Below are 13,785 nucleotides of genomic sequence, written 5' to 3' on the forward strand. Positions count from 1 at the left end.
GGGTCGCGTGGTCACGGCCATCGATTGCGGCACGGCCATCTCGCCCGATCAGATCGCCGCCCAGATGGAGGGCGGCACCTGCTACGGCCTGTCGGCGACCCTCTACGGCGAAATCACCCTGACCGATGGCGTGGTCGACCAGGGCAACTTCGACACCTACCGGGTGCTGCGCAATTCCGAGGCTCCGACGGTGGAAACCCACATCCTGCCATCGACGAACCCGCCCACCGGGGTCGGTGAGCCCGGAACGCCGGTGATCGGACCCGCCGTCGCCAACGCGTTGCTGACGCTCACTGGAAAGCCGACGTTGAGCCAACCGTTCGTCAAGGCCTGATCGGGATTTTGCGCAGCCGAATGGGGTGGAAACCCTGATTCCCGTGCTACCGCTGCGTCGATGAACTTCGACCTGATGCGGTTGATCGCGGCGCTGCTTGTGGTGGTGAGCCATACCTACCCGCTGGCCGGGCAGGCGCCCGTGCGGATATGGGGCGTGGAGGACCTGGGCGCGCTCGGCGTCTCGATCTTCTTCGTGATCAGCGGTTACCTGGTGACCGGCAGCTACCAGCGAGACCCCAAGTCTTACCTCGTCAAGCGACTGCTGCGGATAGAGCCAGGCCTGATCGCGTCACTGGTGGTCACTGTCGTTGCGCTCGGGTTTTTCACGACGGCGCCGGCGGCCGAATACTGGCCCAAAGCCGCGCTCTATGTCCTGCGAAATGCGCTGCTGTACCCGGCCACCTATGACCTGCCGGGCGTCTTCGAGACCGTCGCCCTACCCAACGTCGTGAACGGCGTGCTCTGGACGCTGCGTCTGGAGTTCACCTTCTATCTGGTGCTGATGCTGATCCGGGCGCGACTGGCGTTGGTCCTGGCGCTGACGGCGGCATGCGGCGTGGTGTGGCTCGTGATGACGTTCACCCACCCGAACTGGGCCGATGAGCGCGCGACACGGATCGCGTTTCTGGGCGCCCGGAACGGCCTGTTATTCTTCGCCGGCGCCGCCCTCTATCTGACGCGCGCAAGGATCCCGCTCTGGATCGGTGTGATCGCGGCCGCCATCTTTCCGCTGATTGGCCCCCTGGCCCTGCCGTATGCAGTCCTCGGTCTGTCCCGCCCGGGAAAGCTCAAGGCGGATCTCAGCTATGGCATCTACATCTACGCCTTCCCGATCCAGCAGATCCTCGCGGGGTACGGCCAGCTTAACCTGCTCACCGCCATTCTCGCCGTTCTGCCCTTTGCTGCCTTTAGCTGGTTCCTGGTGGAGCGACCTGCCATGCGTCTGAAACCAGCAGCTGGGTCAGGTCCGCCGGAAGGATAAACCGGCCTGACATGGAACCGGACGGCGACTTCGCGCGCTGTGCCGCCAGCAACAGCTGGAGAACATAATGCGCAAGACTGGACTTATCGCCCTCGCCGCCCTCGCGTTGGTGGGCCTGAGCGCCTGCAGCAAGACAGAGAAAGCCATCGACGCCAAGGCCGACACCGTTGAGGCAGACGCCAAGGTCGTCGCAACGGACCTCAGGAACGAAGCCGACTCCGTAAAGGTCGCGGCCGAGGCAGAGGCTCAGGCGATGAAGGCAAAGGCGGCCGCTGTGAAGGATATGGCGACGTCCGAAGCCAGATCTCTCGAGAAAAAGGCCGACGTCGTGAAGGCGCAGGGCGAAGTCGCCGCCGAAGCGATGCGAAAGTAGCAAGTCCGCCGCCGACAGGGTTCAACCTTCAGGCGGCGGCTTCCGCTGAAACCCCCGGCCGCGCTTCAGCACGCGCGGCTCGCCCTTGGCCTTTGCATTGATTTCCTTGAGCTTGCGGTGCTGCATGGCAGACAGCGCCTCACCAGGGGCGCCCTTTTCGGGGTCGCCGAAGGCGCGGCCGTAGGTCTTGATGCGGTCGGCGACGCTGCCGAGGAATTCGCCCTCCCATTCCGAGAGCTCAATCCCCGCCTTGTCAGCGAGACGACGGGCGCGTTTCAGGGCGTTCAGCGCAGAGCGTTGGGCCTGCGCCTTGCGATCTGGAACGCCGCGCTTCAAATCTCTCCGATGGCCGAGAGATAGAGATCGAGGATCGCCTCTTCCTCCTGGCGCTTGGCGCGGTCCTGTTTGCGGATTCGCACGACCTTGCGGATGATCTTGACGTCGAAGCCGTTGCCCTTGGCCTCGGCGAAGACCTCCTTGACCTGTTCGGCGATCTCGGCCTTTTCCTGTTCGAGACGCTCGATGCGCTCGATGATGCTCTTCAACTGCCCCTGTGCGGTCGCATTGAGAATGTCGGGGTGTCCGGAGGAGTCGTCGGCCATAGCCACGCCTTTTAAGCTGGATGCGGAGGAAACGGAAAGCGGCGGACCCTACTGTCCCGCCCGCGCACTGTCATCCACGTCCGTAGTCTGAATCAATAAAACCCCCTGCCATAGGCAGAGGGCTCTCGACGTCCGTTCAATGTGCGGGCCTTCACGCGGTGCAGAGCGTCTGCCGGCGGAGCCGAAGCCCATGATCATCATCGCCCAGGTGGCCTGTTCCGGCGCAGCGGCGATGGCGCCCGCGAAGTTGTCGACCTCAAAGGAGTTGCTGGAGGGGCGCAGGATCACCTGGTTCACCACGGCGCCGCCGAAGTCGAAGTCGACCAAACCCTGCACCGGCCATGCCAGTGCGCCGTCTAGAGCAGGCCGTGGCCCACGAGCGCCGGACGCAGCGCCGCCGGTTCCGTAAAGTGGTGCGTGGCGAACCCGAGGCTTCGGGCGGCCTCGATGTTGCGGGCGCTGTCATCAACGAACAGCATTTCGGAAGGCGCCAGGCTGAAGCGATCACAGCACAGCTGGAAGATCGCCGGATCGGGCTTCATCACGCCTTCAAGGCCGGAGGCCACGTAGCCTTGCAGGAGACCAAAGGCCGGGCTCATCGCCAGAGTCGACTCCAGCGTCTCGTGCGAGATGTTGGAAAGGCCGAACTGGGGAATGCTGCGCGCCTGCAACTCCGCCATGGCCGCTTCGGTTTCGGCGATGGCGCCGGAGAACATTTCATTCCAGCGATCGCGCCAGGCGAGAATCTCGGCCTCATGGTGCGGGTGGACGGCGATCAAACGGGCGCAATTCTCGGTAAAGGTCACGCCACAGTCCGTGGGCGCGTGCCAATCGAGCGTGCAGATTTGGGACAGGAACCGGTCGCGCTGGACCGGATCCGGGAAGATTTTTTCGTAGAGCGTGCGCGGATTCCAGCGCACGATGACATTGCCGAAGTCCCAGAGGACGGCTTTCGGCATCGTCTTGCGGGCTTAGCCCTGCTTGGCCTTGAAGCGCGGGTTCGTCTTGTTGATGACGTAGATGACGCCCTTGCGGCGCACGAGCTTACAGTCGCGGTGACGCGTCTTCAGCGACTTCAGCGAGCTTCTGACCTTCATTGGACCGTATCTTCAATCGGGCCGTCACCGGCCGTTGGCGAACAAGAGCGGGCGCATATACGGGGCGGCCCCGCTCAAGTCAACCTGACGCCGTTTTGATTGGGCGCCTGCGCGACACGTCGTAGATATCGCGAATGCGTCGTCGCCTGACACTCTCTCTGATCCTGCTTGGTCTGGGCCTCATCTCGCCGGCCGCCTCGCAATCGATTGCACCTCCCACGGCGTCGGGCGATCAGATTTTCGATGCATGGGCTTCGGAGTTTCAAGGGCGAGCCCTGGCTGCAGGGATCGACCCCGTGGTTCTGGCGCGCGAGATGGCAGGCCTGACCCCTGACGCCCGCGTCGCCTGCGCTGACAGTCGCCAGCCGGAGTTTTCAAAGCCCATCAGCGCCTATCTAGGCGGGGTGGTGACGCAGGATCGGCTGATCATCGGCCGGCGCCGCGGCGCCGAGGTGGCGGCATTTCCCGCAATAGAGGCCGCGTCTGGCGTCCCGCCGGAAATCCTGCTGGGCGTCTGGGCGCTGGAGAGCGGCTTTGGCAGCCTGCAGGGCAACTATGACACTCTGCGATCGCTGGCGACCCTGGCCGCCCAGGGTCGCCGCCGCGCCTGGGCCGAGGGTGAGATGATCGCCACGCTCAGGATCATCCAGTCCGGAGAACAGCCCCGCGCCCGCCTGCAGGGTTCGTGGGCCGGGGCCATGGGCCAGACCCAGTTCATCCCCAGCACCTACCTCTCGACCGCCGTGGACCAGGATGGCGACGGGCGTCGTGACATCTGGAGCTCGAGCGCCGACGCGCTGGGCTCTGCGGCCAATCTGCTGGCCAAGGCAGGCTGGGTTCGCGGACAGAGCTGGGCCCGGGAAGTGACCGTTCCGGCCGGGTTCGACTACAGCCTTACCGAAGGCCCCCGGGAGACCCCTGCCTGGTGGGCGCAGCGCGGGGTGATCCGGACGGACGGCCGGCCCTGGGCGGCGGCGGATGTTGACGCAAGGGCCCAGCTGATTGCGCCCGCCGGCGCGGAAGGACCACAGTTCCTGCTGTTCCCCAATCACTTCGCGATCCGCGCCTACAACAACAGTCTTTCCTATGCGCTGGGTGTCGGCATGCTGGCGGACGGGTATCGGGGCGAGGGCGCCTTGATCCGGCCCTGGCCGCAGGAAACGCCGCTGCCGCTCGTGGACCGCATGACCGCCCAGCGCGCGCTGGCTGCATTGGGCTTCGATCCGGGCGCGCCGGACGGCGTAGTCGGCATGGGCACGCGCCGGTCCCTGCGAGCCTGGCAAGCCGCGCGCGGGTTGGTAGCGGACGGCTATCTGTCACATGCTATGGTGTACCGCCTGAAGGTCGAGGCAAGCGCCTTGCCGACGATCGCGGGAGAGAACGTCCATGAATAGACGATATGGCTTGATCGCCTCTACGCTGGCCGCCGTCCTGGCTTGCGCCGGCCCGGCCGGCAGTCAGGCGCCCGCACAATCTGCGCCCCCGGCCAGCCTGACCCGCACCTCTGGCTATCTGACCGCGGGCGGCGCGCCCAGCAGCCTGGCCCTTGTGCCCCCTCCGCCAACCCCCGGCTCCGGCGCACAGGCGCGCGACGACGAGGCCTCGTTGGCAGGGCTGGCGCTCCATGGCGGACCTCGCTGGGAGCTGGCCACACAGGATGCAGATCTTTCATTCCCCTTTGCGGCAGGCACATTCTCCTGCGCCATCGGCACGGCGATCAGCGAAACGGACACGCCAAGGCTCTATGGTCTGCTGCGCCGAAGCCTGGCGGACCTCGGCCTCTCGACCTATCCGACCAAGACCAAGTACCTACGCCAGCGCCCCTTCATGACCAATGACAAGCCGATCTGTACGCCGGCGGTGGAGGCCGGGCTGCGGCGGGACGGGTCCTATCCTTCGGGGCACAGCGCGATCGGCTGGGGCTGGGCCCTGATTGTGGCCGAGGCGGCGCCGGACCGGGCCGAGGCCGTGCTGGCCCGCGGTCGGGCGTTCAGTGACAGCCGCCGTGTCTGCAACGTCCATTGGCAGAGCGATGTGGATGAGGGCCGCACCATGGGCTCCGCTGTGGTGGCCAAACTGCACGACTCTGTCGAGTTCCGCGCTGACATCGCCGTCGCCCGGGCCGAGATCGCCGCGGCGCACGCCAAGGGCCTGAAACCGGTGAGGGATTGCGCCGAGGAGAGCCGACGCCTTGCCGCAGGGTAACGCTCAGCCCTCGTCGCTCTTCTCGAGCGCTGCAAGTGTGGTGGCCTCCTGCGTGGCCGGCTTCGGATCTGCGTTGCGAAGGGCCGGGTTCCGGAACGCGTAGACCAGCAGCCCCAGCATCAGCAGCGTATTGACGATGAACGGAGCCGGCCCGAAGTGCTGGTACAGGAATACAAACAGCGGTGCGAAGATCACATTGATGCCGTTGACGGCGGCAATAGCCCCGGCGACACGCGCCTGTTCGGCCATGCCGACGGCAATGGAAGACCCGGCAGTGAACCCTGGCCGCGCCAGACCAAAGCCCAGGCTCGACACGGCATAACCCACGACCACCCCGTAGTAGTCAGGCGACAAAGCCACGATCAGGTTGCCCAGCGCCGCAACGCCCACGCCCCAGCGCAACAGCTGGCGCGGCGTCATCTCGAACATTCGGATCAGGCCCCACTGGGCCAGTAGCCCGGCGACCGCGCCGAACATCATGGCGATGGCAATGTAGGTCTGTGCCTTCGCCGGCGACAGATCCAGCTTGTCGAGGATCAGGAAGCCCAGTGTCTGGGCCTGGGCTGTCTGGCAGGTCGCCACGATGAAGCCATAGATCAGGAACGGCATGATGCGGGGATCACGCCAGATCGGCAGGGCGGCGGGCGCCCCGCCGACGACCGGGCGCAAAGGCCGGCGCGCATCCGGGTCCGGTTTTGAGTCTGGCAGAAACCGCCAGACCACGAACAGCATGCCAAGAGCGATGAAGGCGAAGCTGTAGAGCGGGCCGGCCAGTCCCACGCCAGGAAAGATAAAGAGCGGCGCGAGAAATGGACCGATGACCGTGCCCAGACCAAAGGCGCCGGCCAGATTGGCCATGGCCTGGGTGCGCCCCTCGATCGGCGTGCGTTCGGCCACATAGGCCTGGGTCGCCGGATTGCTGGCCGCGCCAAACAGGCCAAACAGCGCCCGAGCCAGCAGGAAGAGGATAAAGATCGTCATCGGCGCCGCCAGCTTCGCCAGTCCGGAACTGACCACCGCGCCGCACAGCATCATCGATACGAGAAACCCGCTGAGCCCGACCAGCATCAGGGGCTTGCGGCCATAGCGATCCGAGGCCCTGGCCCATCCCGGCGAAGAAAACGCCCAGAGCAGCGCCGAGAGCGAAAAGATCGCCGAGACCATGGGATCAGGAATGTCGAGCGAGCGGCCAATCGCCGGAAGCACCGAGATCAGGCCCGTGTTGCCCATGGCGGTGGCCATCGAGACGCCGAAGATGATCGCAAAGGACCGCCGGGGCAGAGCTGTCGTGTCCGGGGCCTTGTCCTGCATGCCTTGGGCTTTAGCCGCTTGCGGCATGGCGGCAAATGGGGGACGCGCTCACGGCCCATTAAACATTAACGGCTATAGTCCTTCTCACCTTGCGGGGAAGTCCATGTTCCAGATCATTGGTATCGTTCTGCTGTTTGCGATGGTGTTCGGCAGCTACATCATCACCGGCGGCAACATCGGCGTGATCCTGGCCGCAACGCCGCATGAAATGGCGGCGATCGGCGGCGCGGGCGTTGCGGCTTATCTGATCTCGAACTCGATGGCGGTGCTCAAGGGCACCGGAGGCGGGCTGGCCAAGGTGTTCAGCGGCGCCAAGTGGAAACCCTCGGACTATCGCGACCTGCTGTCGCTGCTCTTCCTGCTGACCAAAACCATGAAGTCCAAGGGCGTGATCGCTCTGGAAAGCCACATCGAGAATCCGCAGGAGAGCTCGATCTTCTCGCGCTTCCCGCGAATCCAGAAGGACCACTTCGCCATCGATTTCATCTGCGACACGCTGCGGATGATGACCATGAACCTGGAGGATCCACACCAGGTCGAGGATGCGATGGAAAAGCAGCTGGAGAAGCATCACCATGAGGCCCTTGGCCCTGGACACGCCATCACCAATCTGGCTGACGCCTTGCCCGCCCTGGGAATCGTGGCTGCCGTGTTGGGCGTCATCAAGACCATGGGTTCGATCACAGAGCCGCCGGAAGTGCTGGGCGGGATGATCGGCTCCGCCCTCGTCGGCACCTTCCTCGGCGTGTTTCTGGCCTACGGACTTGTGGGTCCGATGGGCACGCGCATGAAGGATGTGGTGGAAGAGGAAGGCGCCTTCTACCGCATCATCCAGGCCGTGCTGGTGGCCCACCTGCACGGCAACGCCGCCCAGATCTCGGTGGAAATCGGGCGCGGAAATGTGCCCTCCGGCGCACAGCCCAGCTTCCTTGAGCTGGAAGAAGTGCTCTCCAATATCCCTGCGGAAGGCTGATCCGGCGACTGCTTTTGAGTTCGCCGGCGTCGCCTTGGGGCAGACGTAAAAAAGTGATCACAAGTCCGTGATTTTATGACTTGCCTTTCCCCCAAACCCAAGCGTATCTCTGGTGACAGCGTCGGAAGGACATGTTTGCTCGTTCTAATTTTGACATCAGGCGGGGACGTCCAGCCGACGCGTGGCTCTCCGATCAAAGGATTATGACATGACCAAGGAACTGCTCGTCGCCGCCGCCGCTTTCGCCCTCCTGGGCACCGCTGCTTGCACGAAGAAGGAAGAAGCCCCCGCCGCCGAAGCCCCCGCTGCTGAAGCCGCTGCTGCTCCGGCCGCCGACGCGATGGCCGCTCCGGCCGCCGCTGCCGACGCTGCCGCCGCTCCGGCCGCCGATGCGATGGCTGCTCCGGCCGCTCCGGCTGCCGACGCCGCCGCCCCGGCCGCGCCCGCCGCGAAGTAATACACTTCACGACGACGCAATTGCGTTACGGAAGGGCCGCCCTCTGGGGCGGCCCTTTTTCGTTGTGCAGCACCATATGACCACAGACGCCGGCCAACTCGACTGGACCTCTGACGGGCAACCGCGATCACGGCGATTTGGTGATGTCTACTTCTCCACTGAGGATGGACTGGCCGAGGCCCGTGCGGTCTTCCTGCGTGGCTGCGGCCTGCCGGACGCCTGGCAGGGCCGCAGGCGTTTCGTCGTGGGCGAGCTGGGGTTCGGCGCCGGGCTCAACACCGCCGCCCTGCTCGACCAATGGCGCCAGACCCGGCCGTCCGGTGCGGTGTTGCATGTCTTTTCCATCGAGGCGTTTCCGATCAGTGCCGAAGATGCGGCGCGCGCCCTGTCGCGCTGGCCGGCGCTGATGCCGGTCGTCGCGCCGCTCATCGCCGGGTGGCCGGGGCAAACCCGAGGCCGGTATCGCCTGGAGTTCCCACACCTCTCGGCGATTCTCGATGTGGCGGTGATGGACGTGGTTGCCGCGCTTCAGGGATGGTCCGGATGCGCCGACGCCTGGTTCCTGGACGGCTTCTCCCCGGCGCTGAACCCCGACATGTGGCGCGAGGAGGTGCTGGCGCTGGTCGCCGCCCGCTCGGCGCCCGGGGCCCGGGCGGCGACCTTCACGGTGGCCGGCCAGGTGCGCCGCGGGTTGAGCGCCGCCGGTTTCACTGTGGAGAAGCAGGCCGGCTTCGGACGCAAACGCGAACGGCTGGAGGCGGTGCTGGCCGGGACGCCAGGAGACCTCGTCCGTCAGCGGGTGGCGATCGTCGGCGGGGGTATAGCCGGCGCCTCGGCCGCGCGGGCCGTGCGCGCGCTGGGCGGCGAGGCCGTGGTGATTGAGGCCCAGTACCCGGGCGCCGGGGCTTCGGGCAATCCTGCCGCGCTGGTGACGCCCCGACTGGACGCCGGGCTGGGCGAGGCGGCGGGGCTGTTCGCCCAGGCTTTCGCCCGCGCGGGCCAGCTATACGACGAGGTCCCCGGGGCTGTGATCGCCCGGGGCGCCCTGCAGTTTACGACCGATGCGCGGGACCTCGAACGTTACGGCCGTATCTCTCACTCTGATCTGTTTCCGCCGAAGACCATGAACCTCCTGGGCGGTCCTGAAGCCAGCGCTCGGATGGGCGAGGCGGACCTCGGCCCGGCGTTGGACCAGCCCGACGCTATGGTCGTTGATCCAGCGCCTATCCTCACCACTTGGATCGGCGAACCCCGACGCGCCCACGTCGGGGCCCTGGAGCCCGCCGGCGAGGAGTGGCGATTGCTGGACGGGCAGGGTGCGGAGATTGTTCGGGTCGACGCCGTGATCCTGGCTGCGGCGCTGGGTACGGATAGCCTCGCGCCTGGCTTGCCGCTGTCGGCGGTTCGCGGGCAGGCCAGCTGGACCACAGACGGCGCGGTCGGGTCTGCTGCCGCGTTTGGCGGCTATGTCACCGCGACCCGGTCGGGGATCCTGTTCGGGTCAACCCATGACCGTGACGACACGGGCGCTGATCTGCGGCCCGAAGACCACGCCCGAAACCTGGCCACCCTGCGCGAGCGCCTGCCCCGGCTGGCCGAGTCGGTCCAGGAGGCTGACCTTCAGGGGCGCGCGTCGGTACGGGCTGTCAGCCGTGACATGACGCCTATCGCCGGCGAGACCGATCAGGCCGGGGTCTATGTCCTGACAGGATTTGGATCGCGGGGATTCTCATTGGCGCCCCTGCTGGCCGAGCATGTGGCCGCTCTGGCCTTGGGCGCCCCGTCGCCGATCAGCGTTGCGGCGGCCGGCCTCGTGGCGCCGGGCCGGTTCGCCAGGCGGGCGGCGCGTCGGGGGCGTTCCTGAGCCCGGTGTTTCGGGGTAGTATCGGCGCTTGAGGGACGCGACCGGGACCTGGAAGGAACCCTGCATGATCTGGAAAAACGCCCTGATCGCGGCGGCGGTGGGCACGCTCACCGCCAGCACCGGGATCGCAAAGTCACCCGAGGCGGACAAGCCCGCCAAGCCACGCAGCCAGTGCTTCTGGACCAACCAGGTGAACAACTTCGCCTCGAACGACAACCGGATCGTCAATCTGCGGATCGGCGTGAGCGAGGTTTATCAGCTTGAGATGTTTGGCCGCTGCCTCGACGTCGACTGGACGCACAACATTGCTGTGGTCTCGCGCGGCGGATCCCATATCTGCAGCGGTCTGGACGCCGAGATCATCGCGCCCTCGCCGATCGGATCCCAGCGCTGTCCTGTGAAGTCCGTGCGCAAGCTGACCGAAGCCGAGATCAAGGCCCTGCCCAAGGCCGCCCGCCCGTAAGCCTGCGAGAGCCAAAGAAAAGGGGGCGCTGTCGCCAGCGCCCCCCGGTTCTCAGGTCTGTAGATCGGATCAGAAGGACTTCTTGACGCCGACCTTCAGGACGCGGCCCAGCGGGTTACCGTTGGTGACGTCGTAGTTGTAGAAGCTCTGGGCGAAGGGCGGATCCTTGTCGAACAGGTTCTGCACGCTGACCGTAGCCGTTGTTTCCCAAGGCAGATTGACCTGCAGGGTCACGTCGCTTTGCCAGAAGTCCTTCAGCTTGCCGACGCTTTCATAGACGCCGGACGTATAGTTGTAGCGGCAGTCCGGCGTAGCGCCGGCGCCCGCATCGCCGACGCAAACAGGCGCCGCGATGGTCGTGCCCTCACGATAGAGCAGCTGGTAACGCAGGTTCCAGTTTTCACCCGTGACGTTGATGAACGCCGAGGCCCGCGTCTTGGGGAACGAATAGAACTCGCCGGACAGGTCATGCAGACCGGCCCGATTCAACGCCGGCGCGATGATAACCGACGGGTCTTCCAGGAGGGTCGTGGCGCCGCGCTTGTATTCCTCGGTCAGGGTTGCCTCGCCGCCGACCGTGACCTTGGTGTCGTAGAGGTCCATGCCGAAAAAGTTGTCGAACTCGTACTGGGCGCGTAGGTCAAAGCCGGAAGTCTTGGTGTTCTGGCCGTTGACGATCTTGATCGTGCCCTGAAGCAGGTTGGCCCCGGTGCAGACGCCGCCGATGAACACGAACCGCGCCGCAAAGGCTGGTTTGGCGCAGTTCGTCGCGTTAATGGCGGCGACCAACTGGCCTGCGTCCTCCGTGATCAGTTCCTTCTTGAAGTCGAAGGTCCAGTAATCGACCGAGGCGCTGAAGCCACCGACGTTGAACAGGACGCCGTAGTTGCCGGTGGTGGCGGTCTCGGGCTGAAGGTTGGGGTTGTTCTCGGTCACGACGGCGCGATAGGACCCGCTGATCTGGCGGACGCCCTTGGTGCTGCCGGGGGTCAAGGCTGCCTGGCCCGGGGCCCGGAAGGTGGTGCCCCACGATCCACGCACGGCCAGCCAGTCCATGACCTGCCAGCGGCCCGAGACCCGCGGGTTGGTCGTGGAGCCTACTTTGCCGCCGAATTCTTCCTGCCGGAGGGCGGCGCTGACCTCAAGGTTTTCGAGGATGGGCAGCCTGATTTCGGCAAACGCGGCGGCGACCTTGCGATCGACGTCGTAGTCTTTCTGGGCTCCGAAGAACACGAACGGACCCACCGGGTTGGCGCACTGGCCCTGCTGCCCATCGATGGAGTCGACGCATGGCGTGGCGCCCACGTCACCCAGGCCTTCCCAGTCATCAATGTTGCGGTCGAAGCGATACTGCACGCCGGCGGCGAAGGCGATGTTGCCGCCGCCCAGGGCAATGCCGGTTTCTTTCGAGACCACCGCGTCCGCGACAAAGAGCTGGTTCGTGCGGACGTTGGTGTACTGCCCGTAGAGCCACTCGACGGCCTTCGGATCATTGGCCACAGACGAGACGAAGTAGGGGTTCGCAGCGCCGTTGATGGCGCTGGTGCGGATGGCGTTGCTGAAGGGGTTGATGTATTTGCAATTTCCGACGCCGGGGGTCCCGGTCCGGAAATCGCAATTGGGTCCGCCTAGTCCGTTGAAGCCGCGCTGGATCCGGTTCACCAGCAGGTCGTTCGTGGTGACGATGCCCTGGTTCTCCATGAACATCAGGTTGGTGTCCCAGGTCAGGCCGTCCAGGAAGCCGCCGTTGAACTTGCCGCTCAGGCCGGCGGAGATCCGGTACTGAGTCTGCTGGATGTCCTGGTAGTCGGCGCCGTCCTTGTTGGTGGGGTGGCCTTCAACCCCGATCAGACGCCAGGAGGTCTGGCTGGTGGTGACGCCTGCCGCCATCGCCGCGCACTGGGCGGCGGAGAGCGGCGCGGCGCAGTTGGTGCGCAGGGCGATCAGGCCGGGGTTGCTGGCTGGAACGAAGAAGCGGGTCTGATTGTTGAAGCCTGGCGCGACAAGCGCCCCCGATGTGTTGGCGGTCGGGAACTGGGTGGTCAGGTTGGCCGGTGAGATCCGCTGGTTGGGCACATTGTTGCGGTTCCAGGCCACTTCACCGTGGAACTTTGCGTCATCCGACAGCTCGAAGTTGACTTCGCCGTACAGTTGGTAGTGCTGCTCCTTGTTCACCAGGTCATTGAAATTGCTGAACTGGTAGCGGCAGAGCGGTTGACCGGCGCCATTGCCGGCGACCGGCTTCAACCCGCCCGACAGGATCTGCGACCCCAGCTCGTTACAGCCGTTGTCGCGGAAGAGCGTAGCCCCGGTGGCGGTGCCGTAGGTGCCCGGGCTGGCCGAGCCTGACCAGCCGCCGTAGAAGACCGACTCGAATGGCCGGACCGCATAGTCGCGATCCTGGGCGTCCAGCCGACCCCGCACGCGGTAGCCAGCTGTCAACAGGACATTGCCGCGTTCAAACACGTGCCCATAGGCCAGGCTGGCGTCGTAGTCGCCACTGGAGTCCTGGATCAGGGCGTAGTTTCCGTTGAACTCGAAGCCATTCAGGTCCTTACGGGTGAGGAAGTTGACCACCCCGGCGATGGCGTCGGAGCCGTAGGTCGCAGCCGCGCCGTCCTTCAGGATCTCGATCCGCCCGATGGCGGCCGTCGGCATGAAGTTCAGGTCCTGGCCGCCGCCCTGGAAGGCGGCTGCGGTGGTGTCGGCCAGACGTCGGCCGTTCATCAGCACCAGGGTGCGCGATGACCCCAGGCCGCGAAGGTTGATTGAGGCTGTGCCGGCGCCGCCGTTGTAACGGTTGCTCTCGCCGAGTGAGGATTGTGCCGCAGTCAGGGTCTTGACCAACTGGACCACGCTGGGCGCGCCCTGCTTGGCCAGTTCGGTGACGCCGATAACATCCACCGGCTGGGCGGCTTTCTCGGACGAACCCGCAATGAACGAGCCGGTGACGACGACTTCCTCGACGTCGGTCGCGTCCTTGTCGGCGGCGGACTGGGCCGAGGCCGATCCGGCGGCGCCGAGCATGAGTGCGACGGCCAGGAACGAGCCGCCACGGAAATAGCTTCGCTTGGTCATAGTACCTCCCCTAATTGCCCCGACCGCATCTGATGTGCGGTGAC

General features: G+C 65.6%; 16 protein-coding genes. 9 read left to right on the forward strand and 7 right to left on the reverse strand.

Annotated elements, in window-relative coordinates; all coding sequences use genetic code 11:
• The 3 genes from ACIQ3B_RS07090 to ACIQ3B_RS07100 form a co-directional block, all read left to right on the forward strand.
• Positions 1-334, forward strand: a 334-nt coding sequence (locus ACIQ3B_RS07090) for a molybdopterin cofactor-binding domain-containing protein (protein ID WP_397401025.1), incomplete at its 5' end; no start/stop codon positions are given.
• 60 nt (positions 335-394) lie between these two features.
• Complete coding sequence (locus ACIQ3B_RS07095; protein ID WP_397401026.1) at positions 395-1,318, forward strand: acyltransferase family protein; 924 nt, start codon at positions 395-397, stop codon at positions 1,316-1,318.
• A gap of 67 nt (positions 1,319-1,385) precedes the next feature.
• The gene (locus tag ACIQ3B_RS07100; protein ID WP_397401028.1) at positions 1,386-1,691 is read left to right on the forward strand and encodes a hypothetical protein; all 306 of its coding nucleotides are present in this window, start codon (positions 1,386-1,388) and stop codon (positions 1,689-1,691) included.
• 21 nt (positions 1,692-1,712) lie between these two features.
• On the opposite strand, the gene ACIQ3B_RS07105 is transcribed toward ACIQ3B_RS07100, so the two are convergent.
• The 5 genes from ACIQ3B_RS07105 to ykgO are packed head-to-tail and all read right to left on the reverse strand — an operon-like array spanning position 1,713 to position 3,390.
• Positions 1,713-2,027, reverse strand: coding sequence for a hypothetical protein (locus tag ACIQ3B_RS07105; protein WP_397401029.1), 315 nt, complete (start codon positions 2,025-2,027; stop codon positions 1,713-1,715).
• Positions 2,024-2,293 carry a DUF2312 domain-containing protein gene (locus ACIQ3B_RS07110; RefSeq protein ID WP_397401031.1) on the reverse strand — a complete coding sequence of 90 codons (270 nt, stop codon included), beginning with the start codon at positions 2,291-2,293 and terminating at the stop codon, positions 2,024-2,026. Before ACIQ3B_RS07110 ends, ACIQ3B_RS07105 begins: the two co-directional genes overlap by 4 nt.
• Before the next feature lie 48 nt (positions 2,294-2,341).
• Complete coding sequence (locus ACIQ3B_RS07115; RefSeq protein WP_397401033.1) at positions 2,342-2,620, reverse strand: hypothetical protein; 279 nt, start codon at positions 2,618-2,620, stop codon at positions 2,342-2,344.
• 29 nt (positions 2,621-2,649) lie between these two features.
• Positions 2,650-3,252, reverse strand: a complete 603-nt coding sequence (locus ACIQ3B_RS07120; protein WP_397401035.1) for an HAD family hydrolase — start codon at positions 3,250-3,252, stop codon at positions 2,650-2,652.
• 12 nt (positions 3,253-3,264) lie between these two features.
• Positions 3,265-3,390 (reverse strand): type B 50S ribosomal protein L36, encoded by a 126-nt coding sequence (gene ykgO / locus ACIQ3B_RS07125; protein ID WP_397401037.1) that lies wholly within the window; start codon positions 3,388-3,390, stop codon positions 3,265-3,267.
• A 134-nt stretch (positions 3,391-3,524) separates the two neighbouring features.
• Here ykgO and ACIQ3B_RS07130 point away from each other — a divergent pair, with 134 nt between their 5' ends.
• Entirely contained in the window at positions 3,525-4,784 is a 1,260-nt protein-coding gene (locus ACIQ3B_RS07130) for a lytic murein transglycosylase (RefSeq protein WP_397401039.1), read from the forward strand.
• Positions 4,777-5,595 carry a phosphatase PAP2 family protein gene (locus tag ACIQ3B_RS07135; protein WP_397401041.1) on the forward strand — a complete coding sequence of 273 codons (819 nt, stop codon included), beginning with the start codon at positions 4,777-4,779 and terminating at the stop codon, positions 5,593-5,595. Before ACIQ3B_RS07130 ends, ACIQ3B_RS07135 begins: the two co-directional genes overlap by 8 nt.
• 3 nt (positions 5,596-5,598) lie before the next feature.
• Here the strand turns inward: ACIQ3B_RS07135 and ACIQ3B_RS07140 are convergent, their stop codons facing one another.
• A complete protein-coding gene (locus ACIQ3B_RS07140; protein ID WP_397401043.1) occupies positions 5,599-6,906 on the reverse strand; it encodes an MFS transporter in 1,308 nt (435 codons plus the stop codon).
• 103 nt (positions 6,907-7,009) lie between these two features.
• Between ACIQ3B_RS07140 and motA the strand changes: the two genes are divergently transcribed.
• The 4 genes from motA (at position 7,010) to ACIQ3B_RS07160 (ending at position 10,663) form a co-directional block, all read left to right on the forward strand.
• Positions 7,010-7,879 (forward strand): flagellar motor stator protein MotA, encoded by an 870-nt coding sequence (gene motA / locus ACIQ3B_RS07145; protein WP_397401045.1) that lies wholly within the window; start codon positions 7,010-7,012, stop codon positions 7,877-7,879.
• A gap of 208 nt (positions 7,880-8,087) precedes the next feature.
• Entirely contained in the window at positions 8,088-8,336 is a 249-nt protein-coding gene (locus ACIQ3B_RS07150; protein WP_397401047.1) for a hypothetical protein, read from the forward strand.
• Positions 8,337-8,412: 76 nt separating this feature from the next.
• Positions 8,413-10,200: a tRNA (5-methylaminomethyl-2-thiouridine)(34)-methyltransferase MnmD gene (mnmD, locus tag ACIQ3B_RS07155; protein ID WP_397401049.1), complete on the forward strand. Its 1,788-nt coding sequence runs from the start codon at positions 8,413-8,415 to the stop codon at positions 10,198-10,200.
• 64 nt (positions 10,201-10,264) lie between these two features.
• Positions 10,265-10,663, forward strand: a complete 399-nt coding sequence (locus tag ACIQ3B_RS07160; RefSeq protein WP_397401051.1) for a DUF6491 family protein — start codon at positions 10,265-10,267, stop codon at positions 10,661-10,663.
• Between the two features lie 69 nt (positions 10,664-10,732).
• Here the strand turns inward: ACIQ3B_RS07160 and ACIQ3B_RS07165 are convergent, their stop codons facing one another.
• Entirely contained in the window at positions 10,733-13,741 is a 3,009-nt protein-coding gene (locus tag ACIQ3B_RS07165; RefSeq protein ID WP_397401053.1) for a TonB-dependent receptor plug domain-containing protein, read from the reverse strand.
• Positions 13,742-13,785: the final 44 nt, after the last annotated feature.

Source organism: Phenylobacterium sp. (assembly GCF_044358365.1).
GTDB lineage: Bacteria > Pseudomonadota > Alphaproteobacteria > Caulobacterales > Caulobacteraceae > Phenylobacterium.